The 25503-nt window shown below is 71.8% G+C and carries 22 protein-coding genes and 1 tRNA gene; 11 read left to right on the top strand and 12 right to left on the bottom strand.

All coding sequences use genetic code 11. The annotated features are described in order from the left end of the window. Positions 1-18: 18 nt before the first annotated feature. The 3 genes from ACIBQ6_RS23350 to ACIBQ6_RS23360 form a co-directional block, all read right to left on the bottom strand. Positions 19-1161, bottom strand: coding sequence for a nitric oxide synthase oxygenase (locus tag ACIBQ6_RS23350; RefSeq protein ID WP_358292202.1), 1143 nt, complete (start codon positions 1159-1161; stop codon positions 19-21). A gap of 215 nt (positions 1162-1376) precedes the next feature. Continuing rightward, positions 1377-1532, bottom strand: coding sequence for a hypothetical protein (locus ACIBQ6_RS23355; protein WP_397214429.1), 156 nt, complete (start codon positions 1530-1532; stop codon positions 1377-1379). A gap of 176 nt (positions 1533-1708) precedes the next feature. Then, positions 1709-1780, bottom strand: a tRNA-Asn gene (locus tag ACIBQ6_RS23360). A 126-nt stretch (positions 1781-1906) separates the two neighbouring features. Between ACIBQ6_RS23360 and ACIBQ6_RS23365 the strand changes: the two genes are divergently transcribed. After that, positions 1907-2224, top strand: a complete 318-nt coding sequence (locus tag ACIBQ6_RS23365; RefSeq protein WP_352318894.1) for a YtxH domain-containing protein — start codon at positions 1907-1909, stop codon at positions 2222-2224. An 82-nt stretch (positions 2225-2306) separates the two neighbouring features. Here the strand turns inward: ACIBQ6_RS23365 and ACIBQ6_RS23370 are convergent, their stop codons facing one another. From ACIBQ6_RS23370 to ACIBQ6_RS23380, 3 genes are read right to left on the bottom strand one after another with little or no spacing between them, the layout of a single operon-like run. Further along, on the bottom strand, positions 2307-2780 hold the full coding sequence (locus ACIBQ6_RS23370) for a hypothetical protein (protein WP_387672656.1): 474 nt from the start codon (positions 2778-2780) through the stop codon (positions 2307-2309). Continuing rightward, the gene (locus ACIBQ6_RS23375; protein ID WP_397214431.1) at positions 2777-4051 is read right to left on the bottom strand and encodes an amylo-alpha-1,6-glucosidase; all 1275 of its coding nucleotides are present in this window, start codon (positions 4049-4051) and stop codon (positions 2777-2779) included. Before ACIBQ6_RS23375 ends, ACIBQ6_RS23370 begins: the two co-directional genes overlap by 4 nt. A 32-nt stretch (positions 4052-4083) precedes the next feature. Further along, a complete protein-coding gene (locus ACIBQ6_RS23380) occupies positions 4084-4242 on the bottom strand; it encodes a hypothetical protein (protein WP_352318900.1) in 159 nt (52 codons plus the stop codon). 176 nt (positions 4243-4418) lie between these two features. On the opposite strand from ACIBQ6_RS23380, the gene ACIBQ6_RS23385 reads away from it, so the two are divergent. From ACIBQ6_RS23385 to ACIBQ6_RS23415, 7 genes are read left to right on the top strand one after another with little or no spacing between them, the layout of a single operon-like run. Next, complete coding sequence (locus ACIBQ6_RS23385) at positions 4419-5585, top strand: hypothetical protein (RefSeq protein WP_358292196.1); 1167 nt, start codon at positions 4419-4421, stop codon at positions 5583-5585. Next, the gene (locus tag ACIBQ6_RS23390) at positions 5582-7750 is read left to right on the top strand and encodes a tetratricopeptide repeat protein (protein WP_397214433.1); all 2169 of its coding nucleotides are present in this window, start codon (positions 5582-5584) and stop codon (positions 7748-7750) included. Before ACIBQ6_RS23385 ends, ACIBQ6_RS23390 begins: the two co-directional genes overlap by 4 nt. Then, a complete protein-coding gene (locus ACIBQ6_RS23395) occupies positions 7747-8598 on the top strand; it encodes a PP2C family serine/threonine-protein phosphatase (RefSeq protein ID WP_397214435.1) in 852 nt (283 codons plus the stop codon). Before ACIBQ6_RS23390 ends, ACIBQ6_RS23395 begins: the two co-directional genes overlap by 4 nt. Beyond that, positions 8591-9877, top strand: coding sequence for a VWA domain-containing protein (locus ACIBQ6_RS23400; protein ID WP_358292189.1), 1287 nt, complete (start codon positions 8591-8593; stop codon positions 9875-9877). Before ACIBQ6_RS23395 ends, ACIBQ6_RS23400 begins: the two co-directional genes overlap by 8 nt. Beyond that, entirely contained in the window at positions 9877-10512 is a 636-nt protein-coding gene (locus tag ACIBQ6_RS23405; protein WP_387672638.1) for an FHA domain-containing protein, read from the top strand. The genes ACIBQ6_RS23400 and ACIBQ6_RS23405 overlap by 1 nt, the downstream gene beginning before the upstream one ends. Further along, the gene (locus ACIBQ6_RS23410; protein ID WP_397214437.1) at positions 10509-11888 is read left to right on the top strand and encodes a hypothetical protein; all 1380 of its coding nucleotides are present in this window, start codon (positions 10509-10511) and stop codon (positions 11886-11888) included. Before ACIBQ6_RS23405 ends, ACIBQ6_RS23410 begins: the two co-directional genes overlap by 4 nt. Next, positions 11885-12691, top strand: a complete 807-nt coding sequence (locus ACIBQ6_RS23415) for a transporter substrate-binding domain-containing protein (RefSeq protein ID WP_358292181.1) — start codon at positions 11885-11887, stop codon at positions 12689-12691. The genes ACIBQ6_RS23410 and ACIBQ6_RS23415 overlap by 4 nt, the downstream gene beginning before the upstream one ends. A gap of 63 nt (positions 12692-12754) precedes the next feature. On the opposite strand, the gene rpoD is transcribed toward ACIBQ6_RS23415, so the two are convergent. Beyond that, on the bottom strand, positions 12755-13858 hold the full coding sequence (rpoD, locus tag ACIBQ6_RS23420) for an RNA polymerase sigma factor RpoD (RefSeq protein ID WP_241563834.1): 1104 nt from the start codon (positions 13856-13858) through the stop codon (positions 12755-12757). Positions 13859-14213: 355 nt separating this feature from the next. After that, positions 14214-16055, bottom strand: a complete 1842-nt coding sequence (dnaG, locus tag ACIBQ6_RS23425) for a DNA primase (RefSeq protein WP_397214439.1) — start codon at positions 16053-16055, stop codon at positions 14214-14216. A 242-nt stretch (positions 16056-16297) separates the two neighbouring features. On the opposite strand from dnaG, the gene ACIBQ6_RS23430 reads away from it, so the two are divergent. Continuing rightward, positions 16298-17170, top strand: coding sequence for a M23 family metallopeptidase (locus ACIBQ6_RS23430; RefSeq protein ID WP_397214441.1), 873 nt, complete (start codon positions 16298-16300; stop codon positions 17168-17170). On the opposite strand, the gene ACIBQ6_RS23435 is transcribed toward ACIBQ6_RS23430, so the two are convergent. Together ACIBQ6_RS23435 and ACIBQ6_RS23440 are read right to left on the bottom strand one after the other, a co-directional pair. Beyond that, a complete protein-coding gene (locus ACIBQ6_RS23435; protein WP_358292173.1) occupies positions 17133-18296 on the bottom strand; it encodes an FAD-dependent oxidoreductase in 1164 nt (387 codons plus the stop codon). The genes ACIBQ6_RS23430 and ACIBQ6_RS23435 overlap by 38 nt on opposite strands. A 77-nt stretch (positions 18297-18373) precedes the next feature. After that, positions 18374-19594 carry a deoxyguanosinetriphosphate triphosphohydrolase gene (locus ACIBQ6_RS23440; protein ID WP_352352533.1) on the bottom strand — a complete coding sequence of 407 codons (1221 nt, stop codon included), beginning with the start codon at positions 19592-19594 and terminating at the stop codon, positions 18374-18376. Between the two features lie 80 nt (positions 19595-19674). Between ACIBQ6_RS23440 and ACIBQ6_RS23445 the strand changes: the two genes are divergently transcribed. Next, positions 19675-21165, top strand: coding sequence for a M48 family metalloprotease (locus ACIBQ6_RS23445; protein WP_397214444.1), 1491 nt, complete (start codon positions 19675-19677; stop codon positions 21163-21165). On the opposite strand, the gene ACIBQ6_RS23450 is transcribed toward ACIBQ6_RS23445, so the two are convergent. Then, positions 21162-21632 carry a GNAT family N-acetyltransferase gene (locus tag ACIBQ6_RS23450; protein WP_397214446.1) on the bottom strand — a complete coding sequence of 157 codons (471 nt, stop codon included), beginning with the start codon at positions 21630-21632 and terminating at the stop codon, positions 21162-21164. The two genes, ACIBQ6_RS23445 and ACIBQ6_RS23450, sit on opposite strands and share 4 nt — an antisense overlap. A 278-nt stretch (positions 21633-21910) precedes the next feature. Then, positions 21911-24547: a pyruvate, phosphate dikinase gene (gene ppdK, locus ACIBQ6_RS23455; protein ID WP_397214448.1), complete on the bottom strand. Its 2637-nt coding sequence runs from the start codon at positions 24545-24547 to the stop codon at positions 21911-21913. A gap of 420 nt (positions 24548-24967) precedes the next feature. On the opposite strand from ppdK, the gene ACIBQ6_RS23460 reads away from it, so the two are divergent. Continuing rightward, positions 24968-25411, top strand: coding sequence for a hypothetical protein (locus tag ACIBQ6_RS23460; protein WP_397214450.1), 444 nt, complete (start codon positions 24968-24970; stop codon positions 25409-25411). The last annotated feature ends 92 nt before the right edge of the window (positions 25412-25503 follow it).

Raw genomic sequence — 25503 nt, forward strand, 5'->3', positions numbered from 1 at the left:
GCGCGGCTGGCAAGCGCGTCAGCGGGCGGGGTGGCGGTGCACGTACGCGGGGGTCAGCTCGCAGGTGTCGTAGTAGCGGTGGAAGACCGGGGTCGCGCCGCCCGACAGCGGCGGCACGATCCACGACCAGTCGGCCGGGCAGCGCCGTCCGGCGCGCTCCTCGCGTTCCAGGTGGGTCAGGAAGCGCCGGGACTCGGTGTGGTGGTCGGTGATCGTCACCCCCGCCCGTTCGAAGGAGTGCAGCACCGCCACGTTGAGCTCGACCAGCGCGTGGTCGCGCCAGAGCGAGCGCTCGGTGGAGGTGTCCAGGCCGAGGTGCTTGGCCACCTCGGGGAGCAGGTCGTACCGGTCGGAGTCGGCCAGGTTGCGCGCCCCGATCTCGGTGCCCATGTACCAGCCGTTGAACGGCGCGCACGGGTAGCAGACGCCACCGATCTCCAGGCACATGTCCGAGATGACCGGCACGGCGTGCCAGCGCAGCCCCAGCTCCGCGAACCACGCGTACTCGGGATGCAGCAGCGGCACCTCCAGCACGGCGTCGCCCGGCAGGTTGCACACCAGCGGGTCGCCGAGCCCGGCCCGCACGACCAGCGGCAGCACGTCGAACCGGCCCGGCCCGCCGCGCCAGCCCAGTTCCTTGGCCAGGTCGGTGAGCTCGGCGTTGCGCGGGTCGCCGAGGACGCCGCCGCCGTTCAGCCGGTGCCCGGCGTAGCGGACGAGCTGGTCGTTGAGCACCCGGGGGCCTGGCATGGCCGGGGTGTCCGGGGCGAAGACGGTGACGGTGGGCCTGATGCGCCCCTCCCCCGTCGCCTCGCGCAGGTGCGCCACGCACTCGACCGCCACGCCCTCGGCCGTCGTCACCTCCCGCCGGTCGCGCACCTTCAGCGAACGCCAGTACAGGCGTCCGATGCACCGGCCGCTGTTGCGCCAGGCGACCCGGGCGCCGAACTCCAGCTCCTCGAAGGTGTGGACGTAGGTGCCGTGGCGGGCGACGTCTCTGGCGACGTCGCGCAGCCGGGCGGCCAGGCCGCCGGCGGAGGGGTTCTCGGCGTGGAAGAGCCTGATGAATCGCTCCGCCTCGCGGAGGTCCGTGGTGCGCTCGAACAGCGCGTGCACGGCATGCACATCGAAGGGACGCAGTGACCTGATCCAGGTACGCACGCGGCAACCAACATTTCGCTCAGCGGAGCGCCCCGCCGATTCCGGGTCGGCGGCACGTCCTGCCGGCGGCGCCCTCTCCACGCCCCCGTCACGACTTCCCGCGGCTACCGGCCGCACCCGGCCGGCTCCCCCATCTTGCCGCCGCGAACGCCCGTTGTCCCGCGTAACGCCAAAATCGGTAACTCACCCACTACAACGCGTGAATCCCTCTCCTTTCAGGACATGCCCTGCCAGGCCGGCAGCCCGAAGATCGCCCCGAACGCCACCCAGAGCGTGAGACGCCCGATGATCTGCCGCGCCCTGGCACGCGTCAGGCCCGCCGGCGGAGTGCGGCCCTGCTCCGGGGTGAGGGGTGCTTCAGACGTGGTCAACGGCTTCTCACGGAATGAGGAGGACGTCACTGGAACCGCTGCGGATGTACAACTTCCCAATGAGGGTGTCAGCGAGATGACTTCCTGGAGCCCTCAGCGAGGGGATGTCTCCATGGAACGACTCAGGCCCTCCCACCTGTCTCGGTGAGAGGGCCTGAGTTGCTGCCTGACTACAGCTCCCGCGATAGGACTCGAACCTATAACCTGCCGGTTAACAGCCGGCTGCTCTGCCGTTGAGCTACGCGGGATCGAACGTTCGCCCTGCTGGTCGGGCTTGTTGGGCCCTTCCGTCGTGCGCAGGAATAGATTAGCGCACTCTTGGAGTGCGTGTCGCATCGCAACTGGGGTAGGCCGGGAGACAGCGGAGGTGCAAGATGCGTTATCGGATGACATTCGCGGTCGGTCTGGCTGTCGGTTACGTGCTCGGCAGCAGGGCGGGCCGCGAGCGGTACGAACAGATCAAGCGGGCGGCCCAGCGTGTGGCCGACAGCCCGAGGGTCCAGGAGGCCGCGGGGGTGGTCGGCGCGCAGGCGTCGAGGCTGGCCGGGGCGGCCAGGGAGAAGGTGGGCGGGACGCTTCAGGAGAAGATCCCGTTCCTCGGCTCCGATGGCCACCACAGGTCCGGCAGCGGCTGGCCCGAGGAGGAGGATCTCGCGGAACGGAAGTCCCGCGAGACCGGCATCCCCTACTGAGGGCCCGGCCCCTGAGATCCGGCCCCAAGATCCGGCCCTGAGATCGGCCCCGAGATCCGGCGCGGCACGGACGTGTGATCCCTCACACGCCCATGCTGCGCCGGACGCCTTCCAGGGCCTGTTCGGCCTGCGCGCGCAGGCCCGGGTCCGTCGGATCGAGCCCGTCGTCGAAGACGAGCGTCCAGCCCAGCACCTCGCCGCCCGGCGGCCGCCTGGCCACCAGCCGGACGCCGCCGCGCCCCGGCAGGCTGACGCGCTTGTTGACCACGATGGTGGAGTTCACCCGCTCGCGCACGGTCTCGGGCACCATCCGCGGTTCGGCGACGCGCTCGAAGTGACGGACGCCGCCGGTGGTGACGACCCGCAGCCCCTCGTCGTCCCAGGACGCCTTGTCGATCTCCTCGTACGGCACCCGCGTCCCGTCCGACAGGAACAGGGCGAGGTTGGTGGCCACCAGGTGACCGTCGGCGGTCTCGGTGAACGTCAGCACCCGCTCCCCCGGCCGGGTGTCCAGGGATCGGCGCACGTCGGCGGGCAGGCGGCGAAGAATGCTCATATCTCCACGGTATCGGCGAGCAGGTCGAGGGTGAGCGCCGCGCTCCAGGAGAAGTCCCTGCACCCGCGCCCGCTGCCGTCGAACGGGTCGAAGCACTCGCGGAACCCGGCCTGCCGGACCAGCCGCAGGGTGCCGTTGGCGAGCTGCCGGCCGAGCTGGTCGAGCGAGTGGACGGCGGCGGCCCGGCGTAACAGCCAGTTGGTGTTCACCCAGGACGGCCCGCGCCAGTAGCGGGTGCGGTCGAACTGGGCGGCGCGGATCTCGCAGCTCGGCACCGGGTAGCCGGTCGCGCCCATGAACCGGGCCGACTCCAGCACCTCGACGCAGGCGTGCAGGTGGTCGCTGGGCAGCCCGGGATCGAGCAGCGGCCCGAACGCGCCCACCGTGCAGACCTTGATCAGCCGGCCGGAGCGCAGGTCAAGGGGGTAGAAGCAGCCGTCCCAGAGCCGGTCGAGGATGGCCTGCCTGATGCGTTCGGCCTGTTCGGCGTGGGGTGCGGGGTCGGCCCCCGCCACCGGCGCCAGCTCGGCCAGCGCCTGGCAGGAGGCGAGCCAGATGCCGTTGAACATCGGGTCCTCGACCGCGAAGGGGTGCTCGTCGCGCAGGTACTCGGGCCGGTAGCCGGCGTCGCGGTACCGCATGGCCAGCCAGACGTAGCGGTCGTGGTCGCTGTCGGGGTGGCGGTCGGCCAGCTGAACGTTGCGGTAGCCGTAACCGATGGCGGGCAGCGCGGCGAGCGGCTGGTCCCAGGCCGGGCTGTCGTCCATGCCCGACTCCCAGGGATGGACGATCGCCGCCAGTCCGGCGCCGCCGAGGTCGCGGGCCGAGGCCAGGTAGTGGTGCTGGGCGACGAGCAGCGGGAACGTCCGCCGGACGAACGCGACGTCGCCGGTATGCCGGTAGAGCCACCGCAGCGCCAGCGCCTGCAGCGGCGGGGAGGTGAGTCCGGAGGTGTAGACCCGGGGCGCGGAGGCGTGCTCCTGCGAGCGCCAGACCGACGGCCCGGGGAAGTACGCCTCGCGGGTGTGGAAGACGATGTGGGGCACCATGCCGGTCGCCCACTGGCCGCTCAGCAGGCTGAGCAGCTCCTCCCGGGCGCGCTCCGGACGGTGCCTGGCCAGGCCGATGACGACGAACGCGGAGTCCCAGCTCCACTGGTGCGGGTAGAGACCCGGCGCGGGCACGGTGCCGCTGCCCGTCCAGTTCGCCTCGAGCACGGCCAGGGCCTCGCGCCCGAGCGCGGCATCGTCAACCGCCGGCCGCGCCTCCATTCACTCACTATGCCTTGGGAAGCGGGCGGAAGCTACGGCCTCTTGGCCCACTTCGCGACGAACGTGACACCGAGGACGACGGCGCCGATGATGAGAGCCCACTTGAGAAGCGTGAAGACGAAACCCACGAGCGGGCCGACGAGAAGCAGTGCGACGATGATCGCGGCGATGATCAGAAGGATGCGTGCCATGTCTCCACCGTAGGAGATCCGTTAAGCCGTTTGCAGGTGACCGAGGGTTGAATCAGGGACAAGTCAGGGTCACCCCTACCCTTTGGAACCAACCGGTCAAGACTCCCGTTGAGCCGGTAGGACACGGGGCATCGGGGGCCCTCTTCACGGGGAGCGTGATGAGTCTGGGACCACCCATGAGCAGGGAAGGCGCCGAGTACGCGCTGCGCGCTCGGGCCGACGAACGTGACCGGATCTCCGGCGACCTGCTCGATCTCGAATCCCACACCACGTACCAGCTGCTCAAGGGCGCGACGCTGGACGGGGTGACGCGGCAGCGCTGGGCCGCCGTCCAGGCCGCGCTGACCCGGCTGTGGCTGCTGAACGACGCCTACCGGGCCGTGCTGCGCGAGGCCGAGCAGGTCAGGGCCGCGCGCGCGAAACTCGGGGCCGAGCAGCTCGACGAGCTGACCCGGCTGCTGTCGGGCACGTCCGTCGTGCTGCGGGCCGCGGCCAAGCCCGTCGAGCAGCGCTCGCTGCTGCCCGAGGCCGACGAGCGGCTGACCCTCGACGAGACCGTCGCCCGCATGGACGGCGCCTTCCGCGAGGTCACCTCGGCGCTCAACGACATCGACGCCGTGTGGAACGCCGTCCTGCCCCGGCTCGACGACGCCGACCGCGTCCTGCGCGAGATCCGCGACCTGGAGCGCGAGCTGGGCGAGAGCGCCGGCCTGGAGGCGCGGGAGGCGGAGCTGCGGCGGATGCGCGCGGCCCTGCTCGCCGACCCGCTCGGCGCGGGCGTCGGCCCCGACCTCGGCGGGGTCGCCCGCGTGCTGGCCGAGGCCCGCGCGGAGATCGACCAGGCGATCGTGGTCAAACGCGAGTACGCCAGGCGCCGCGAGGACCTGGTGGCCGCCCTCGACCGGGTACGCGCGGCCGAGAGCGAGGCCAGGCTGGCCCACGGCGCGGTCGTGGTCAAGATCGCCCTGCCGCCGCAGGCCCGCCCGCGCAGCCGGGTCGAGGAGCTGACCGGCGAGCTGGCCGCGCTCGACGCCTCGGCAGACACCTGGGTGGTGCGGGCCAGGCGGCTGGCGAGCGTGGAGAGCGAGGCGGAGAAGGCGGCCGACCGGGCGCGGGCCACCGCCAAGGCCCTGTACGGCCTGGTCGGCAGGCGCGACGAGTTACGCGGCCGGCTCGGCGCCTGCCAGGCCATGGCGGTGCGCAAGGGCATGGCCGAGGACCCCGGCGCCACCGCGTGCTTCGAGCGGGCACGATCCCTGCTGTGGAGCGCTCCCTGCGACCTGACCGAGGCGGCGGCCGCGGTCGACACCTACCAGCGCGCGATACACGGAGGTAAGCCATGACCCGCTGCGCGCAGCCGGGCTGCACCGGCACCATCGAGGACGGCTACTGCGACCTGTGCGGCAACGCGGCGGCCGCGCCGCCGCCGGCGGTGTCCGTCCCCCAACAGGCGTCGGCCCCAGGCTCGGGGCCGCTCTCGGGGCCGCTCTCGGGGCCGGTGAACACCCAGCCGGTGAGCCGGTCGCTGACCTCGCCGGTGAGCAGCAGCGGCAGGTCGCGGGCCGGGGTGCTGGGCGGCATCGCCGACCTGCCGTCCGTGCCGTACCGGGATCCGGCGACGGCCGTGATGGCCGATCCGCAGGTGCCGGAGGAGAAGCGGTTCTGCGCCAACCCGGCCTGCGGGGAGCCGGTGGGCCGGTCCCGGCAGGGCCGTCCCGGGCTGACGGAGGGGTTCTGCCCGCACTGCCGCACGCCGTACTCCTTCACCCCGAAGCTGGCCAAGGACGACATGGTGGCCGGGCAGTACCGGGTGCTCGGCTGCCTGGCGCACGGCGGCCTCGGCTGGATCTACCTGGCCGCCGACGAGGCCCTGGACGGCCGCTGGGTCGTGCTCAAGGGCCTGCTCAACACCAACGACGCCGAGGCGCTGGCGGCGGCCGAGGCCGAGCGCAAGTTCCTCACCACGGTCGACCACCCGAACATCGTCAAGATCCTCAACTTCCAGCTCTCCGGCGGCCTCGGCTACATCGTCATGGAGTACGTCGGCGGCCAGTCCCTGCACGAGCTGCGCCGCCAGGGCCCGCTGCCGCTGCGCGAGGCCCTGATCTACGGCCGCGAGATCCTGCACGCGTTCGGCTACCTGCACGAGAACGGCCTGGTCTACTGCGACCTCAAGCCGGCCAACGTGATCCGGGTCGGCCGGCGGCTCAAGCTGATCGACCTGGGCGCCGTCCAGCCGGTCGGCTCGCCGCCCGGCACGTCCTGGGCGACGGTCGGCTACCACGCGCCCGAGCTGGACACCCATCCCTCGTCCGTGGCCTCCGACCTCTACACGGTGGCCAGGACCCTGGCGGTGCTGACGATCCCGTCCTGGAGCCCGGCCAAGGGCGGCGTGGCCAGCCCGCTGCCGCAGGACTGCGGGCACGAGTCGTTCGCGCGGCTGCTGCGCAAGGCCACCGCGCCCAACCCCGCCGACCGGTTCCAGAGCGCGTGGGAGATGGAGGAGCAGCTCGTCGGGGTGCTGCGGGAGATCAGCGCGGCCGAGGATGGCGTGCCGTTCCCGGCGCCCTCGACGCTGTTCGGGCCCGAGCGCTCGGCCGTGTGGACGGCGCTGTCGGACTCCCGCCAGGAGGTGTTCGGCCCGCTCGACCCGGCCGTGGTCGCGGTCGAGCTGCCGGTGCCGCACGTCGATCCGCTCGACCCGGCGGCGGGCGCGCTGGCGGGCCTGCTCGGGTTCGACGGCAAGGAGCTGTTCGACCAGCTCTCGGCGATGCCGCCGACGCCCGAGACCCGGCTCATGCGCGCCAGGCTGCTGGCCGAGGCGGGCGCCGCCGAGACCCCGGTGGCGCTGTCGGAGCTGGAACAACAGCTCCCCGGCGACTGGCGGACGACCTGGTACCGCGGCGTGCTCGCGCTGGCCACGCGCCAGACGGACACCGCGGTGACGATGTTCGACGCCTGCGTGTCGGCGCTGCCCGGCGAGCTCGCGCCCAAGCTGGCGCTGGCGTTCGCGCTGGAGTGCGCCGGCAGGCAGTCGGCCCACTGGTACAACGCCGTCTGGCGGACCGACCACTCCTACGTCAGCGCCGCGTTCGGGCTGGCCAGGACGGGCCGCGTCAACGTGCTGGACGAGGTGCCGCCCACCTCCAGCTACCGGGTGGCGGCGCAGGTGGCGCTGGCCGCCTCGGTGTTCCGCCGGGCCGACCTGAGCACGGTGTCCGCCCCCGACCTGGTCGGCGCGGCCGGACGGCTGGCCAACCTGGCCGACCTCGACCCGCGCCGCCGCGACCTGCTCACCGCCGAGCTGCTGCGCTGCGCGCTGGCCTGGCTGGACAACAACCCCGCGCCGCCCGGGACGAAGCTGGCCGAGGCCGACTTCACCGAGCCGGGGCTGCGCAGGCGACTGGAGTCGATCTACCGGAAGCTCGCGGTGGCGGCCGGCTCCCGCCATGAACGCCACGCGCTCATCGACGAGGCGAACGCCGTACGACCGAGGACGTGGCTGTGACCGAACCCACCCCCCAGAACTGCCCGATGTGCGCGTCCCCCGTCGTCCAGGGGGACGTCTACTGCGAGCGGTGCGGCCACGCGCTCGGCGCGCCGGTCTGCACCTCCTGCGGCGCGGCCGCGGTGGGAGCGGAGGGCTACTGCGAACGTTGCGGCGCCCGCCAGCCCACCGGCCGCGACCACGCCGAGACCGTCCTGGACGGCGGGGCCGCCGCCGTGACCGACAAGGGCCTGCGGCGCGCCCGCAACGAGGACGCCATGGCCCTGCTGACCACCGGCGACGCCGTGATCACGGTCGTGTGCGACGGGGTGGGCAGCTCGCCGCGGGCCGACCAGGCCTCGGCCGCGGCGGTGGAGACCGCGGGCGCCGCCCTGGCCAGGGGAGCCTCCGCGCAGGAGGCGTTCGAGCTGGCCGGGAAGGCGGTGACCGCCCTGGCGACCTCCGTGGACGACGCCCCCGCCTGCACCTACGTCGCCGCGGTCGCCGGCCCAGGCGGGATCACGCTGAGCTGGGCGGGCGACACGCGGGCGTACTGGCTGCCCGGCGAGGCCCCCGGGCAGGGCGTGCTGCTGACCGAGGACGACGTGGTCCCGACCGGCGAGATCACCGCGTGGCTCGGCGCGGATTCCGGCGAGGTGTCGCTGCATGTGCGCACGCTCGCCCCGGGGGCGCCCGGCCTGCTGCTGGTGTGCAGCGACGGGCTGTGGCGCTACCTGGACGGCTACCGGTTCCCGCAGACGGGAACCCCTCTCGACATGGCCCGCGAGATGCTGCGCCACGCACTGGCCTCCGGCGGCCAGGACAACGTGACGATCGTTCTCATCCCCCTAGGAGAAACGCATGGGTGACCAGCCCACGTTCACACTGAACATCGACCAGAACAAGTACCTGTCCACCGACGCCCGGGAGGTGCACGCGATCCTCACCGTGGCCTCCTCCGGCGGCGGCTTCGCCCAGGCCGCGCCCACCGAGGCGGCCGAGGTCATCATCGTCGACACCTCCGGCTCGATGAGCGGCGGCAAGATCCGCGAGGCCCGGCAGGCCGCGGCGGCGGCCGTGCACGCGCTGCGCGACGGCGTGCACTTCGCGGTGATCGCCGGGACCGAGCGGGCCAAGGTCGTCTACCCCGGCGGCAACGCCAACCTGGTCAGGGCCACGCCCGCCACCCGGGCCGAGGCCGAGCGGGCGATCAGCAGGCTGCTCGCGCACGGCGGCACGGCCATCGGCGAGTGGCTGAAGCTGGCCGGGCACCTGCTGAGCGGCTACCCGAACGCGATCAGGCACGCGCTGCTGATGACCGACGGCCAGAACAACGAGCGTCCCGAGGTGTTCGGGGCCGTGCTGCAGGGGTGGAGCGGCAAGTTCGTCTGCGACAGCCTGGGCGTGGGCGACGACTGGGTGCCCGCCGAGCTGCGGAAGGTCGCCGAGGCGATGCTCGGCTCGTTCGAGTTCGTACGGAACCAGAGTGATCTGGCCGAGTTCTTCCGCCGGGTGACGCAGACGTCGATGAGCAAGACCGTGGCGGACCTGTCGCTGCGGGTGTTGGTGCCGCAGACCGCCAAGCTGAAGTTCGTCAAGCAGGTCTCCCCCACGCTGCTCGACCTGACCGGCAAGCGCACCGACGTCAACCCGCTGACCGGCGACTACCCGACCGGCTCGTGGGGCCAGGAGGAACGCGAGTACCACCTGTGCGTCGAGGTGCCGCCGGGCCAGATCGGCCAGGAGATCAGGGCGGGCTGGGTGAAGCTGGTGCGCCCCGACACCCAGGACGTCGTGGCCAGCGGCAACGTGCTGGCCCAGTGGACCGACGACCTGGCGCAGTCCACCCAGATCAACCGGAAGGTCGCCCACTACACCGGCCAGGCCGAGCTGCACGAGCTCATCCAGGACGGCCTCAGCGCCCGCGCCGCCGGGGACGTGGAGGCCGCGACCGCGCGCCTGGCCAAGGCCAGGGAGCTGGCCGCGGAGTCGGGCCGCGAGGACACCGCCCGGCTGCTGGAGAAGGTCGTGGAGGTCGATCCCGCGACCGGCACGGCACGGTTGCGCAGGAACGTGGACAAGGCCGACGAGATCGAGCTGGACACCGGTTCCGTCCGCACCAGCCGGCTGCGTAAGGGCGAGGGCTGATGGCGACCTGTCCCCAGGGGCACGCCTCCGGCTCCGACGACTACTGCGACGTCTGCGGCGCGCAGATGGCCGGGACGCCCGCCGCGTCCCAGCCCCAGCCGGCGGCGGCCGCCGGCGGGGGTGACGACGCCTGCCCGGTCTGCCAGACGCCGCGCGCCGGGCAGTTCTGCGAGGTGTGCGGCCACGACTTCACCGGCGGCGGAGGCGGCGTCCCGCTCCCGGTGCGAGGGGCGCGGTGGGAGGCGGTCGCCGCCGCCGACCGCACCTACTACGAGAAGGTGGTCGCCGAGGGCGGTCCCGACGCGGCGCGCATGGCCTTCCCGCCGTACTGTCCCGAGCGCTCGTTCGGGCTGGTCGGCGAGCAGGTGCGCATCGGGCGGCGCAGCAAGGCCAGGAACCTGGCGCCGGAGATCGACCTGACCGGCCCGCCCGAGGACCCGGGCGTGTCGCACCTGCACGCCGTGCTGCTGGCCCAGCCCGACGGCACCTGGACGCTGGTGGACCCCGGCTCGGCCAACGGCACCCAGGTCAACGGCAGGACCGTGGAGATCAACACGCCCGTCCGGGTCGGTCCGGGCGACCGGATCCACCTGGGCGCCTGGACCGTCATCACCATCAGGGAGGGCACACCGTGACCCTGGTGCAGAACCCGGGCGCCGTCGTCCCGGCGGGCGCCCCCGCCCCCCTGCCGCGCCGCAGCGTGCCCGGCCGCATCCGCGTCATCTCCGGCGTCACCGTGGCGGCGCTCGCGCTGCTGTTCGCGGCGCTCGGGGTGGGCAGCCTGACCGCCGGCGACGGGCTGCAGGTCATCGGCCGCGACGCCGGGCCGCAGGTCGTCGCCACCGCCGGGCTCTACCTGGCGCTCAGCGACATGGACGCCCAGGTCGCCAACGCGCTGGTCATGGGCGACCAGTACGGCCAGCAGCGCCGCCAGGCCGTCGACCGGTACGAGCGGCGGCGCACGGAGGCCAACCAGGCGCTGCTGAAGGCGTTCGAGCTGGCCGGCGACAACGCCGCCGAGCGGCGGACCGTGCAGTCGGTGCTCGACGGCCTCGGCCGCTACGAACGGCTCGCCGGGCAGGCGCTGCTGCTGAACGAGCAGTCCCGGCACGCGCCCGGCGCGCCGCCGGACACCGTCGTGGGCACCTACCGGCAGGCCACCGACCTGATGCGGCTGGTGCTGCTGCCGCAGGCCTACAACCTGACCCTGGAGAGCGGCACGATCGTCCGCCGCACCTACGACGACAAGAACGCCATGGTCCCGCTGCTGCGCTCCGCGGTGCTGCTGGCCGGGCTGCTCGCGCTGGGCTGCCTGATCTGGCTCCAGATCTTCCTGGCCCGGCGGTTCCGCCGGGTGTTCGGCCCGGCGCTGCTGGTCGCCACGCTGGCCACCGTGGTCTCGCTGATCCTCGGCGTGAACGTGCTCGGCCAGGACCAGACGGACCTGCGCATGGCCAAGACACAGGGCTTCGACTCGGTCCTGACGCTGGCCAAGGCCCGCGCGATCAGCAACAGCATGCAGGGCGACCAGAGCCGGTACCTGCTCGACAAGGACCGCGCCGACACCTACGAGCACACGTTCCTGGACAAGTCGCAGACGGTCGTCTACTTCGAGTCGGGCAACCTCACCCAGTACCACGCGAAGGTGGCCGCCGACGCCGGAGCGGCCCGCGGCATGCTGGGGCCCGAGCTGACCGGTCCGGAGGGCACCCGGGTGCTGGACGCGTACCGGGCCTTCCAGCAGGCCGACACCTCCTTCCGGGCGCTGGCGCTGGACGGCAGGACCGCCGAGGCCGTGACCGCCAAGCTCGGGCCGGTCACCGCCGCGTTCGACGCCTACGACCGGGCCCTGGTGGCCCTGGCCGAACGGCACGAGCGCACCTTCGACCAGGCCATCGACGCCGGCGAGAACGCGCTGGACAACCTGTGGCGGCTGCTGCCGTTCGCGATCGCCGGGATCGGGCTGCTGATGATCGCCGGGGTGTGGCCGAGACTCAAGGAGTACCGTTGAAGCGGGCACTGGTAGCGGCCCTGGCCCTGACCGCGGTGGCCGCCGCGGCCTGCGGGACCGGCGGCCGGGAGTCGATCCTCGACAAGGACTCCATCGTCATCGCCGTCCGTCCCGACCTGCCGTCGGTGGGCTTCCGCAAGCCGGACGGCACCTTCGAGGGCTTCGACGTCGACGTCGCGCGTTACGTGGCCAAGCGGCTGGGCAAGGACTTCAAGCTGATCCCCGTGCTGGCCGGCGACCGTGACAAGGTGCTGGTCCAGGGGCGGGCCGACATGGTGGTGGCGACGTACACGATCAGCATGGACCGCAAGGCGAAGGTGCTGTTCGCGGGGCCGTACCACATCTCCTACCAGGACATCCTGACGCGGCCGGACGACAAGGTGGACAACGTCCGGCAGCTGAAGGGCCGCCGGATCTGCGCGGTGGAGGGCTCGAACGCCGCCGAGCGGGTCGTGGAGGAACGCAGCGTGGCGGCCAAGCTGGTGCCGTTCAAGGACTACGCGACGTGCCTGAGCGCGCTGAAGAACCGGCAGGTGGACGCGGTCACCACCAACGACGTGATCCTGGCCGGCCTGGCCAACCAGGACGGGTCGGGGCTACGGCTGGCCAACGCCCAGTTCAACGAGCAGCGAAGCGGGGTGGGCCTGCACAAGGACGACGTGCCGGGCTGCGAGGCGGTGAACCGGGCGATCACCGACATGTACCAGGACGGGACCGCGGGCAAGCTGCTGCACAAGTGGTTCGGCAAGGCGGGCCTGAACCTGACCAACATCGCCGTGCCGCAGTTCGAGGGCTGCTCCTGAGCCCGCCGCCCGGCATGCGGACGGGCCCGGCACGCTCGCCGGGCCCGTCGCGGGGTCGAAGGGTCAGTCCAGGTAGTCCCTGAGCATCTGCGCGCGCGTCGGGTGGCGGAGCTTGGCCAGGGTCTTCGACTCGATCTGCCGGATGCGCTCGCGCGTCACGCCGAACTCCCTGCCCACCTCCTCCAGCGTGCGCGGATGCCCGTCGGCCAGGCCGAAGCGGAGCTGGATGATGCGCTGCTCGCGGTCGGACAGCGTGGCCAGGATGTCGTCGAGCTGGTCCTGCAGCATGATGAAGGCGGCGGCCTCCATGGGCACGACGGCGTCGGCGTCCTCGATGAAGTCACCGAGGTCGGAGTCCTCCTCGCCGATCGGCGACTGCAGGGACACCGGCTCCTGGGCGATGCGCTGGATCTCCACCACGCGGTCGACCGGGAGGTCCATCTCCTTGGCGATCTCCTCGGGGATGGGCTCGCGGCCGAGGTCCTGGTGGAGCTGACGCTGCACTCTGACGAGCTTGTTGATGGTCTCCACCATGTGCACCGGAATGCGGATGGTGCGCGCCTGGTCGGCGATCGCCCGGGTGATCGCCTGCCTGATCCACCAGGTGGCGTAGGTGGAGAACTTGTAGCCCTTCGTGTAGTCGAACTTCTCGACCGCCCGGATGAGCCCGAGGTTGCCTTCCTGGATCAGGTCGAGGAACAGCATGCCGCGGCCCACGTACCGCTTGGCGATCGACACCACGAGCCTGAGGTTGGCCTCGATCAGCCGCTGCTTGGCCCTGGTGCCCTGCCAGACGAGCTCCCTGAACTCCGGGAAGGCCAGACGCGAGACCCCGTTGGCCAGCTTGTCCTCGGCGAACAGGCCGGCTTCGATCGACTTGGCGAGCTCCACCTCCTCCTCGGCGGTCAGCAGGGGGACGCGGCCGATCTCCCGCAGATAGATACGGACGAGATCGCTGGTCGGCGCCCGCTTGCCTACGTCCTCCTCATCGGCGCGGGTGGACTCCTCGTCGCCCTGGGGCTCGAGGACCTCCACGCCGTTCTCTGCGAGCATCCGCACGACGCGTTCCAGCGCGTCGGACGGCAGCTCGGATCGGTCAAGCGCGGCGGCGACGTCATCGACGGTTACGCTTCCGCGCTCCCTTCCCTTCGCGACGAGGTCCGCCACCTGATCTACCGATGGCGGCCCGCTTGGCAGCACCGATGCACCCACGGGAGACAGTCTGCAGTATTGGTTCCATCAAATGGCAGACCCATTTTTGTTGCGGAAGGTAAGACGATCAGCATTACCGAATTGAGATCGAGTAAAGGTTTGGCCCGAGTTTGATCAGGAAAGAAAAGTCAATTACGCGGTCTGGAATCCCACGTCCGGCGACGTCCGCCGGCCGGACGTATCTCTTTCGCTGCCCGGAAGACGCCGGAGATGCCCCATTACGGCAGCGCGGACCGGCCGGGATTCCCCGCGAACCACCCGGTTCACCGCCCGTCCCCGCTGCCGAACTGTTATCAAAACGCCCCGGCGGTCAGCTTCCCGCGGCACGCTCGCGCAGCACCCGGCGCTGCTGCTCCAACGCCACCAGCTCGCCGAACAGCTTGTTGTACTCCTGCTGCTCCTCCACCGGATTGAGGCGCTGCATGCGGGACTTGGCCTGGGCGATGGCCCGGTCGACCGCGATCGCCTCGATGGCCGCCAGCATGGCCCCCGCGTAACGCTCCTCGGCGTGCGCGTCGGCCTGGACGGGCTCCACCGCGAACCGCGTCACCAGCGCCCTGGTGCCCTCGTCGTGAGCGTGCTCCAGCAGCCGGTCGACCCACTCGCGGCCGCCGTGACCGGCCGAGCCGGCGCCTCCTGCGGCCTCGATGACCTTGTGCAGCGCGACGTGGTCGGGCGCGGTGAACGCCTGCGGGTCGAGGGCGTCGAAGCGCGGCCCGAGCAGCGCCGGCCGCTGGACGGCCAGCTTGAGCAGCTCGCCCTCCACCCGCACGCTGGGATCGACCGGAGCCGCCTTGGGGGCGCGCTGGGGGCGGCCCTGCTGGGTGTTGGCCACCTCGCCGATGCGCTGCATGACGAAGCGCTCGTCCATGAATCCGAGCCAGCGGTCGAGGTCGATGGCGTAGCGCTTGCGCAGGCCGACGTCCTTGATCCCGGCCACGATGGGCGCCGCCGCGTCGAGGGCGGCGATCTTGCCCTCGTTGCTGCGCAGGTCGTAGCGGGAGATGGTGCTCCTGATGGCGAACTGGAACAGCGGCTCGCGGCTCGCGATGAGGTCGCGCACCGCCGCGTCGCCCTGCTTGATCCGCAGGTCGCACGGGTCGAGGCCGTCGCTCTGCACCGCGACGTAGGTCTGCGTGACGAACTTCTGCTCGTCGGCGAAGGCCCGCAGCGCCGCCTTCTGGCCGGCCGCGTCGCCGTCGAAGGTGAAGATGACCTCGCCGCGGAACTCGGCCTGGTCGAGCAGGAACCGGCGCAGGATCTTGATGTGCTCCTCGCCGAACGACGTGCCGCAGGTGGCCACCGCGGTCGGAACTCCGGCCAGATGGCAGGCCATCACGTCGGTGTATCCCTCGACGATCACCGCCTGGGCGCGCTTGCTGATCTCTCGTTTGGCGAGATCAATGCCATAAAGGACCTGGCTCTTCTTGTAAAGCGGCGAGTCAGGCGTATTCAGATATTTCGGACCATCGTCGGAATCGAGCAACTTGCGTGCGCCGAATCCGATCACGTCACCCGTGGCGTCCCTGATCGGCCAGATCAGCCGCCCCCTGAACCGGTCGATCGGCCCCCGCCTGCCCTCCTTGGCCAGGCCGCCCTTGACCAGCTCGTCGGCGGTGAACCCGCGCCCCATCAGGTGGCGCGCCAGCGCCTCCCACTCGGCCGGCGCGTAGCCGACGCCGAACATCTCGGCGTCGGCGCGCTCGAACCCGCGCTCGGACAGGAACCGCCGCCCCGGGGCCGCGTCGGGCCCGAACAGCTTCTCGGCGTAGAACTCGGCGGCCACCCGGTGGGCCTCGATCAGCCGGGCCCGCTCGCCGTGGTCGCGCTTGGGGACGTAGCCGCCCTGCTCGTACTGGAGCTGGATGCCGGCCCGCTGGGCCAGCCGCTCGACCGCCTCACCGAACGGCAGATGCTCGATCTTCTCGACGAACGTGATCACGTCGCCGCCTTCTGAGCACCCGAAGCAGAAGTACATTCCGCGCTCGGGGGTGACGTTGAACGACGGGCTCTTCTCGTCGTGGAAGGGGCACAGGCCCTTGAGGTTGCCCCCTCCGGCGTTGCGCAACTGGATGTGCTCGCCGATCACGTCGGCGATGGGGGAACGCTCGCGTACGAGCGCGATGTCGACATCACGGATCCGGCCAGCCACGCCGGTGAGTCTATTCCGCCCGACCGACGGTTCCGCCCCGCGCGGGGTGTGCCGCGGCCGGTGAACGGCGTGGCACGGGCTGTCGACGGCCGGGGAAGACGCGCGTCACCTCTGGGTTGCTAAAGCGGGAAACTGGTGATGCGGAGTCCCGTGGTCGGCTACAAAGGTGAGGGTTGTCGGTGGAAACGGTGACACGGGTGAGGAAGACTATGCATTCCGGGCATATCGTACGGTGGGCGGTTGTGGCCGGCGCCGTGCTGCTCACCGGCGCCTGCGCCCAGGCGACCGGGGTGGCGGGCGTCAGCGCCCAGTCGCCCTCCACGGCCCCGCCCACGGGCACGCCCACCGTCACCCCGGCGGTCACCGCCACCATCCCCTCGCCCGGCCCGTCCGGCCAGGACGGCGAGCAGCAGGCCGAGCAGCCCCCCAAGGGGGACGACCCGGTCAAGGTGCCGCCGCCCAAGCTGTCGAAGTTCACCTACACGTTCCCGGTCAAGGGCTGCAGCACGACCTACCAGCGCAGCCTGCTGGTGCTGCCCAAGACGACGATCTGGGCCCCGCAGGGCTGTTCGTTCGTCGCGCCGGTGGACGGCGTCGTGGACGAGGTCAACGTCAAGAACCGGTGGGCGCCCTCCACCGACAAGGGCGCCGACCGCGAGGGCCGGTTCGTCACGATCATCGGCGACGACGGCGTGCGTTACCTCGGCGGCCACCTCGACTCCGTCGCCGACGGCGTACGGCCCGGCGTGCGGGTCAAGGCCGGGCAGTTGCTCGGCCGGGTGGGCAGGTCGGGCAACGCCCGCGACGCCGGCTCCAACCTCTACTTCGCGATCTCCTGGAAGACCGGCCCGGCCTACTGGTGGGTGCGCCGGGGCATGGTCGAGCCGTGGGACTACCTGGACGCCTGGCGCTCCGGCAACCGCACGCTCTCCCCCCGCAAGGAGACGCTGGCGCTGCGCGGCAAACTCGGCGAGACGCCGCGCTGCGCGGTCCAGTGCACCTCGAAGAAGGTGCCGCAGGCCACCAAGCAGCCCAGGAAGCCGCGCAGGACCGCCGAGCCCAAGGACGACAACCCGATCACGGCGGACCCGTCGTCAACTCCTTTCGGTCAATGACGACGCCCGACCTGATCAGCTCCTGGATCTCCGGCACGGCGTCCCGGGTGTTGACGCTCATGCCGGCGACCACCCGGCCCGCGCGCAGCCAGAAGGCGACGAACCGCAGGTCCTCCACCGACCCCCGGCAGACGATCTCGTCGTGGCCGTCGGTGTCGCCGGTGAACTCCATGCTCAGGTCGTACTGGTCGGTGTAGAGGTAGGGGATGTCGTCGTGGACGACGTCCTGGCCGAGCATGGCGCGGGCGGCGGCCGGACCGCCCTTGAGCGCGCCCGACCGGTGCTCGACGCGGACGTGCCGGCCGTACAGGGGGTGGAAGGGCTCGGCGGCGTCGCCGGCGGCGTAGACGTCGGGGTGCGAGGTGCGCAGGGAGGCGTCGGTGCGGATGCCGTGCCGCACCTCCAGGCCCGCGTCCCGGGCCAGCTCCACCTCGGGCGCGACGCCGATGCCGGCCACCACGAGGTCGGCCGTCAGCCGCTCCCCCGTGCTGAGCCGCACGCCGGTGCCGGTGACCTCGGCGACGGCGGTGCCGAAGCGCAGGTCCACGCCGTTGCGGGCGTGCAGGCGGGCGAACACCGCGCCCAGCTCGGGGCCGAGCGCCCGGTTGAGCGCGGTGGGCTCGGGCTCGACGACGGTGACCGGGCAGCCCGCCGCGCGGGCCGCCGCCGCGCTCTCCAGCCCGATCCAGGACGCCCCGACCACGATGACGCTGCCGCCCTCGGCGAAGCGCCGCCTGAGCGCCTCGCAGTCCTCGACGGTACGCAGGTAGTAGGCGGGTCCGGGCAGGCGTCTCGGCGTCGCCCCGGTCGCGATCAGCAGCTTGTCGTAGGCCCGCCGGGACCCGTTGGCGAACCTGACGACGTGGTTGCGGGGCTCGATGCGGGTGACGGGCAGGCCGAGCCGCAGCTCCACGTCGTTGTCGGCGTACCAGCCGGGGGCGTGGACGTAGATCTTCTCCCGCTCGCCGCCGCCCCGCAGGTACTCCTTGGACAGGGGCGGCCGTTCGTACGGGCGTTCGCTCTCCGCGCCGGCGAGCACGACCTCGCCGGCGAAGCCCTCCTCGCGCAACGTCTGCGCGGCCTTGGCTCCCGCAAGGCCCGCGCCGACGATGACATATGTAGCCATGCGCGCAGTATCCGCCGACGAGGCAGGTCCGCAAAGCCGCTCGTGGGGGCGGTTTCACCGGCCCCGGCGGCCTGCCGTCACTTCGACAGGCGCCGGTGCCAGGCCACGGCCGAGGTGTCGGTGAGCGAGGCGATCTGGTCGATCACGACGCGCACCCGGGCGGGGTCGTCGGGGGCGTCCAGGAAGGCGGGGCGGAAGGCGGGTTCGAGGGTGGCGGGGGCGCCGAGCGTGATCAGCGAGGCCAGCTCGGTGATCAGCTCGCGCTGCCTGGCCTGGTTGGCGTGGTGGCCCTCGGTGGTCATCACGTAGTGGGCGGTGACGCCCTTGAGCAGGGCGCACTCCAGCAGCGTGGCGCGCGGCACGACGAGGTCGGCGCGGTGGCGGGCGCCGTGGACCTCCTTGGTGGCGGTCTGGGCCGAGCGGCAGAAGCGGCCGATCAGGCCGCTGGTGAGCGCCTTGAGGCCGGCCAGGTCGGCGAGCGTGGCCTCGAAGCGGCGCGGCCACAGCGGGTCGGCGATCAGTTTGGCGAAGACCTCCTCCAGCTCGTTGAGGTCGGCGCCGGGCGCGTACCAGGCGCGGGTGACGCGGGCCACCGCGCCGCGCTCCACGGGCGACTGGAGCGCCTCGGGGGTGACGTGGCCGGAGTGGAGCGCGTCCTCCAGGTCGTGGACGGAGTAGGCGACGTCGTCGGCCCAGTCCATGATCTGGGCCTCGAAGCTCACGCGGCCCTCCGGGGCGCCGTCCCTGATCCACTCGAAGACCGGCAGATCGTCGTGGTAGACGCCGAACTTCGGGGACTTCTCGCACGTCCAGGGGTATTTGACGGAGGCGTCGAGTGCGGCCCTGGTGAGGTTGAGGCCGGCGCTGCGGCCGTCGTCGGTCAGGACCTTGGCCTCCAGCCTGGTGAGCAGGCGCAGGCTCTGGGCGTTGCCCTCGAAGCCGCCGCAGGAGGTGGCCAGCGCGTTGAGCGCGACCTCGCCGTTGTGCCCGAACGGCGGATGGCCGAGGTCGTGGGCCAGGCAGGCGGTCTCGACCAGGTCGGGGTCGACGCCGAGCGTGGCGCCCATCTCCCTGCCGACCTGGGCGCATTCGAGGGAGTGGGTCAGCCGGGTGCGCGGGATGTGCTGGCCGCCGCCGAGCGTCTCGCCGGGGCCCACGACCTGGGTCTTGGCCGCCAGCCTGCGCAGCGCGGCACTGTGAAGGACGCGGGCGCGGTCGCGTTCGAACGCACCGCGGCCGGGGTTGCCGGGTGGTTCCGGGACCCATCGTTCCTGGTCGTGCTCGTCGTAGTACGACATTGGTGCAGTGATTTTATCCAGTTTCCTGTCTCCGCTAGTGTCGAGCCTCGCGAGAACCCCTTCCCCGGGAGCCCTCCCCCATGACGACAGCGTTCCGAGCGGTGCTGGCCTTCAGTCTGCTCGCCGGCTTCTACGTGCTGGTCGGCGTCATCCTGGTGGCCGCCGTGTTCTTCGACGTCCTGCTGCTGGTGGACTTCCACGCCGCGGCGCTGAAGGTCGCGATCGTGCTCACGCTGGCGGCGGGCGCGCTGGTGCGGGCGCTGTTCATGGTGGGCAGGAACCAGGGGGGCGAGCTGCCGGGCGTGCCGGTGGGGCGCGAGCACGAGCCCGCGCTCTGGCAGGCGGTGGAGGACCTGGCCCGGCGGGTGCGCACCGCGCCGCCCGACGAGATCCGGCTCGTCCCCGAGGTGAACGCGGCGGTCTCGGAGGACACCCGGTTCCTGGGGCTGCGCGCGACGCGGCGGCGCATGTTCATCGGGCTGCCGCTGCTCCAGACGCTCACCGTCGACGAGCTGCGCGCCGTGCTGGGGCACGAGCTGGGCCACTACAGCGGGGCGCACACGCGGCTCGGCGCGCCCGTCTACCGGGGGCGGGTCTCGCTGATCGCGACCGTGCAGGGGCTGGGCAACCATCCGCTCATTCAACGGCTCTTCGCCGGGTACGCCAAGCTCTACCTGCGGGTGTCGCAGGCCGTGTCGCGTCGCCAGGAGCTGGAGGCCGACGAGTTCGCGGTGGCGATCGGCGGGTGCCAGGCCATGTCGGGCGCGCTCCGCAAGATCCACGACACCTCCTTGGGCTGGGACCTGTACGCCGGCGACTACCTGTCGCTGACCGGCGTGGGCGGCACCCGGCCGGCCTCGGTGTTCGGCGGCTTCCACGCGCTGATGAACGACCCCGGCCGGCAGGCCGAGATCGCCCGGCTGGGCGAGCGGCCCGAGGAGGTCTCGCCGTACGACTCCCATCCCAGCCTGGCCGACCGGCTGGCCGCCATCGCGGTGCTGCCCGAGCCCGAGCACGTCCCCGATCCGCGTCCGGCGCTGACGCTGCTGCGCGATCCCGACGTCGCGGCCGAGGCGGTCGAGCGGTCGATGTGGACGCCGGAGGCGCTGGCCGGGCTGCGCCCGGTGCCGTGGGACGAGCTGGTGGCCCAGGGCATGTACGCCGCGCGCAACGCCGAGGCCCTGCACGACCTGGCGGTGGCGGGACAGCGGGTGATGGGGGCGACGCGGCCCTACCTCGACGCGGCCTTCGAGGCGATCGCCAGGGGCCGCCAGGCCGAACTGGCCGAACGGCTGCGCGAGCTGGGCTGGAAACCGTCGGAGACGCTGCTCGCCGGGGTGCTGGGGCAGGCGCTGGAGGCGGTGCTGATCCAGCTGGGCGAGGCCAGGTGGACGCTGTCCTGGTCGGGCCCCGCCCGGCTGCTGTTCGAGGACGGCGAGGAGGTGGCCCTGGCCGAGTACGCGGCCCGGGTGGCGGGTGATCCGGAGGCCGTGGCCGGGCTGCGGCAGTGGCTGGGCGACCACGGGATGCGGCACGACTACGTGCCGGCCGAGGAGGCCCTGCCCCGTTAGCGGGTCGCGGGCTGCCCGGCCTCCGGCCGGCGGACCATGAGGACGTCCACCTGGTCCTCGCCCTCGACGGTGAAGCCGTGCCGCGCGTAGAGCCGCTGGGCGGCGCTGCCCCGCAGGACGACCAGGCGCACGGTCGCGCGCTCGGCGTCGGCGCGGTCCAGCAGCGCCCGCAGCACGGCCGAGCCGAGCCCGCGTCCCTGGACGGCGGGGGCGAGGTAGAAGTGCTCCAGCCAGTGCCCGTCCGCGGCGGGGCGCAGGGTGACGCAGCCGGCGAAGGCGCCGCCGGCCAGGATGACGGAGGTGTGCCCGGGAGCGAAGGAGTCGCGGAAGCGCTGCCGTACCCGGTGCTCGTCGAAGCGGCCCAGCCGTTCCAGGTCGGGGCGCATCACCGTGGCCCGCAGCTCCGCGATGGCCTCCACTTCGTCCGGCCCGGCGGGCCGCAGCTCCCATTCCAGGAGATCTTTCATGGCGGAAAGTATCCCAAAAGCCGCTTTTCGCGCGATCTCCGGGGTTCATGGACAGGAAATCAACAGATCTTCAACCGGGCGCTCCTACGATCCGTCGCAAGGAGCGCTCCTCCAGGGGGCGCCGGCAGGGAGGGAACCCCCGTGAACTTAGGCGTCCCGGAGATCATCATCGGTTTCGTGCTCTTCTTCCTCCTGATCGGGATCGTGGTGTTCACCGCCGTGGCGCTGGCCAACCGGCGCCGCGGGTAGCGGCGGCCGGGGCCCGGCCGCCGCGCTCGTCAGCGGGTGTCGGAGTCGGTGTCGGTCAGGGCCGCGCGACCGGCCTCCAGCCGGGCCACCGGGATGCGGAACGGGGAGCAGGAGACGTAGTCGAGGCCGACCTCGTGGCAGAAGTGCACCGAGTCGGGGTCGCCGCCGTGCTCGCCGCAGATGCCGACGTGCAGGTCGGGACGGGCCGCGCGGCCCTCCTCGACGGCGATCCTGACCAGCCGTCCGACGCCGTCGCGGTCCAGGGTCTCGAACGGGCTGACGCCGAAGATGCCGAGCTCCAGGTAGCGCGAGAAGAAGGCGGCCTCGACGTCGTCGCGGCTGAAGCCCCAGGTCATCTGGGTCAGGTCGTTCGTGCCGAAGGAGAAGAACTCGGCGGCCTCGGCGATCTGGCCCGCCGTCAGCGCCGCCCTCGGCACCTCGATCATGGTGCCGATCAGCGCCTCGACGCCGGTCTCCGCGAGGATCCTGGTCGCCTCCTCGCGTACGGACTCCAGCTCCTGGACCGACGCCACCAGCGGGATCATGATCTCCGGACGCGCGCCCGGGACCTCGGCCGCGGCCTGGGCGATCGCCCGCACCTGCATGGCGAACAGCCCGGGGATCACCAGGCCGAGCCGCACGCCGCGCAGGCCCAGCATCGGGTTCTGCTCGTGCAGCCTCTTGACGGCGGACAGCAGCCTGCGGTCCTTGTCGGTCACGTCGGGCGAGGTGGCGATCTTGACCGACAGGTCCACCAGGTCCGGCAGGAACTCGTGCAGGGGCGGGTCGATGAGCCGGATGGTGACCGGGTCGCCGCCCATGGCCTTGAAGATGCCGATGAAGTCGGCCTTCTGCAGGGGTTCGAGGGCGTCGAGCGCGGCCTGCCGCTCCTGGTCGCCGTCGGCCAGGACGAGGTCCTCGACGAGCTGGCGGCGCTCGCCGAGGAACATGTGCTCGGTGCGGCACAGGCCGATGCCCTGGGCGCCGAAGCGGCGGGCCCGCGCGGCGTCCTCGGGGGTGTCGGCGTTGGCGCGGACGCGGAGCCGGCGCACGGAGTCGGCGTGGCCCATGATCCGGTCCACGGCCCTGACCAGGTCGTCGTCCGGCTGCGCGCCCTCGAAGTACTCGACGACGGCCGAGTCCACGACCGGGACCTCGCCGAGGTAGACCTCGCCGGTGGTGCCGTCGATGGAGATCACGTCCCCTTCGGCGACGACCTCGCCGCCGGGGGCGGTGAACGTGCGCTCGCCGGTGGAGACCTCCAGCTCCTCGGCGCCGCACACGCACGTCTTGCCCATGCCGCGGGCGACCACGGCGGCGTGCGAGGTCTTGCCGCCGCGGCTGGTCAGGATGCCCTTGGCGGCGATCATGCCGGCCAGGTCGTCGGGGTTGGTCTCGCGGCGGACGAGGATGACGTCCTCGCCCTGTCCGGCCAGCTCGACGGCGCGCTCGGAGGAGAAGACGACCTTGCCCACGGCGGCGCCCGGCGAGGCGTTCATGCCCTTGGCGATCTTCTTCTTCTCGGCGCCGCCGTCGAAGCGGGGGAACATGAGCTGGGCGAGCTGGTCGCCGGTGACGCGGGTGACGGCCTCGTCGAGGGTGATCAGGCCCTGGTCGACGAGCTGGGTGGCGATGCAGAAGGCGGCCGCGGCGGTGCGCTTGCCGACCCGCGTCTGGAGCATCCACAACTTGCCGCGCTCGATCGTGAACTCGATGTCGCACAGGTCCTTGTAGTGGTTCTCCAGCGTCTCCATGATCTGCAGCAGCTCGTCGTAGGAGCGCTTGTCGAGGCGTTCGAGTTCCTGGAGGGGGATGGTGTTGCGGATGCCGGCGACGACGTCCTCGCCCTGGGCGTTCTGCAGGTAGTCGCCGTAGATGCCCTGCTGGCCGGAGCCGGGGTCGCGGGTGAAGGCGACGCCGGTGCCGGAGTCGTTGCCGACGTTGCCGAAGACCATGGCCACGATGTTGACGGCGGTGCCGAGGTCGGCCGGGATGCGCTCCTGACGGCGGTAGAGGATGGCGCGCGGGGCGTTCCACGAGTCGAAGACCGCCATGACGGCCAGCCGCATCTGCTCGCGGGGGTCGGCGGGGAAGTCCTTGCCGGTCTGCTCCCGGACGATGCCCTTGTAGGTCTCGACCAGACCCTGCAGCTCGCCCGCGTCGAGGTCGGTGTCCTGGCGACGGCCCTTCAGCTCGTCGAGCGCGTGCTCGAACAGGTCGCCGTCGAGGCCGAGCACGGTCTTGCCGAACATCTGGATCAACCGGCGGTAGGAGTCCCAGGCGAAGCGGTCGTTGCCGCCCGCCTGCTTGGCCAGGCCGTGCACCGACTCGTCGTTGAGCCCGATGTTGAGGACCGTCTCCATCATGCCCGGCATGGAGAACTTCGCGCCCGACCGTACGCTGACCAGCAGCGGATCGTCGGCCTGACCGAGCCGGCGGCCCATCTGGGCCTCCAGGGCGTCCAGGTGCTCGGCGACCTCGCGCTCCAGGCCGTCGGGAAGAGCGCCTTCCGTCAGGTAGTGACGGCAGGCTTCAGTGGTGATCGTGAATCCGGGGGGTACGGGCAGCCCGAGATTCGTCATCTCGGCGAGATTCGCGCCCTTTCCACCGAGAAGATCCTTGAGATTCCTGTTGCCCTCGGTGAAGTCGTAAACGTACTTGGCCACCACAGCTCCAATCCAACGCTTCTGCCCGGGACTCTACCGGCGAAATTGATGATGAAACTGCACTCCTCGGTTAAGTCATCGTTTTTGCAGGTCAACCGCCCGCGACAGGTCTAATCCAATTATAGGACCGCTGCCCGATAAATTGGTTTATACCAATTGGTTTACACCAATTCTTGAGAAAGAGGAGCGAGAGGTGGGGAATCGGATCCGGTCCCGCCAGGAGACGCCCATGGCGGCTCGCGGCAAGCCAAAGCGGCGTGCAGGCTTCGTCGCTGGATCGGCCAAGCCCTCCGCGGACACGGTGATCTACCTGGACCTCCGGCCCCCGCGACCGGCCGGCGGCCGTCGTGATCGCTCAACGTGACCCACCTCGGGTCGTTCCGCGATATGGACGTGATCGAGGCATGACACTCTGCTCGCATGCCCCGCACGACGCCCCGAGGTCTGATGGCCGCCTGCCTGGTCCTGGCGCTGTCCGCCTGCGGCTCGGGCACGCCCGAGCCCTCCGGGGGGTCGACGGTGCCGGGAGCGGAACAGCGGCACGCGACCCAGCTCCGGCCGGGCGACTGCCTCGTGTCCATCCCCGACGACCTGATCGCGACGCTCGTGCCGTGCGGCAACCCGCACGCGGCCGAGTTCGGCATGATCTACGTCGTGCCGGAAGGGGCATGGCCGGGCGCCGAGCAGGCCAGGCGGCAGGCCACGGACTTCTGCGCGCCGCGGCTGCGGATCACGCCGGGCAGGCGGAGCGAGGTCAAGGTGACCGCGTTACCGCCGCTGGAGGAGGAGTGGCCGCGCCACCGCACGGCGTACTGCGTGGCGGTGGCGCGTGACGGGCAGCTCGTCGGGCGCGTGGTGGAGTAGGACGCACAGGCCCGCGTCGGCGCGGGTCCCACGGCGCGGGCCCCGCGGCGCGGGTCCCACGGCGCGGGTCCCACGGCGCGGGTCCCGCGAGG

It is taken from the genome of Nonomuraea sp. NPDC049655, from assembly GCF_044465465.1.
GTDB lineage: Bacteria > Actinomycetota > Actinomycetes > Streptosporangiales > Streptosporangiaceae > Nonomuraea.

Excerpts from the sequence above, each read along its gene's own strand:
- ACIBQ6_RS23405 (WP_387672638.1), top strand. The coding sequence starts at position 9,877 with ATGGCGACCTGTCCCCAGGGGCACGCCTCCGGCTCCGACGACTACTGC.
- ACIBQ6_RS23390 (WP_397214433.1), top strand. The coding sequence starts at position 5,582 with ATGACCCGCTGCGCGCAGCCGGGCTGCACCGGCACCATCGAGGACGGC.
- ACIBQ6_RS23440 (WP_352352533.1), bottom strand. The coding sequence starts at position 19,594 with ATGTCGTACTACGACGAGCACGACCAGGAACGATGGGTCCCGGAACCA.
- ACIBQ6_RS23380 (WP_352318900.1), bottom strand. The coding sequence starts at position 4,242 with ATGGCACGCATCCTTCTGATCATCGCCGCGATCATCGTCGCACTGCTT.
- ACIBQ6_RS23385 (WP_358292196.1), top strand. The coding sequence starts at position 4,419 with ATGAGCAGGGAAGGCGCCGAGTACGCGCTGCGCGCTCGGGCCGACGAA.
- ACIBQ6_RS23445 (WP_397214444.1), top strand. The coding sequence starts at position 19,675 with ATGACGACAGCGTTCCGAGCGGTGCTGGCCTTCAGTCTGCTCGCCGGC.
- ACIBQ6_RS23370 (WP_387672656.1), bottom strand. The coding sequence starts at position 2,780 with ATGAGCATTCTTCGCCGCCTGCCCGCCGACGTGCGCCGATCCCTGGAC.
- ACIBQ6_RS23460 (WP_397214450.1), top strand. The coding sequence starts at position 24,968 with ATGCCCCGCACGACGCCCCGAGGTCTGATGGCCGCCTGCCTGGTCCTG.
- ACIBQ6_RS23400 (WP_358292189.1), top strand. The coding sequence starts at position 8,591 with ATGGGTGACCAGCCCACGTTCACACTGAACATCGACCAGAACAAGTAC.
- ACIBQ6_RS23375 (WP_397214431.1), bottom strand. The coding sequence starts at position 4,051 with ATGGAGGCGCGGCCGGCGGTTGACGATGCCGCGCTCGGGCGCGAGGCC.
- ACIBQ6_RS23365 (WP_352318894.1), top strand. The coding sequence starts at position 1,907 with ATGCGTTATCGGATGACATTCGCGGTCGGTCTGGCTGTCGGTTACGTG.
- ACIBQ6_RS23450 (WP_397214446.1), bottom strand. The coding sequence starts at position 21,632 with ATGAAAGATCTCCTGGAATGGGAGCTGCGGCCCGCCGGGCCGGACGAA.
- ACIBQ6_RS23435 (WP_358292173.1), bottom strand. The coding sequence starts at position 18,296 with ATGGCTACATATGTCATCGTCGGCGCGGGCCTTGCGGGAGCCAAGGCC.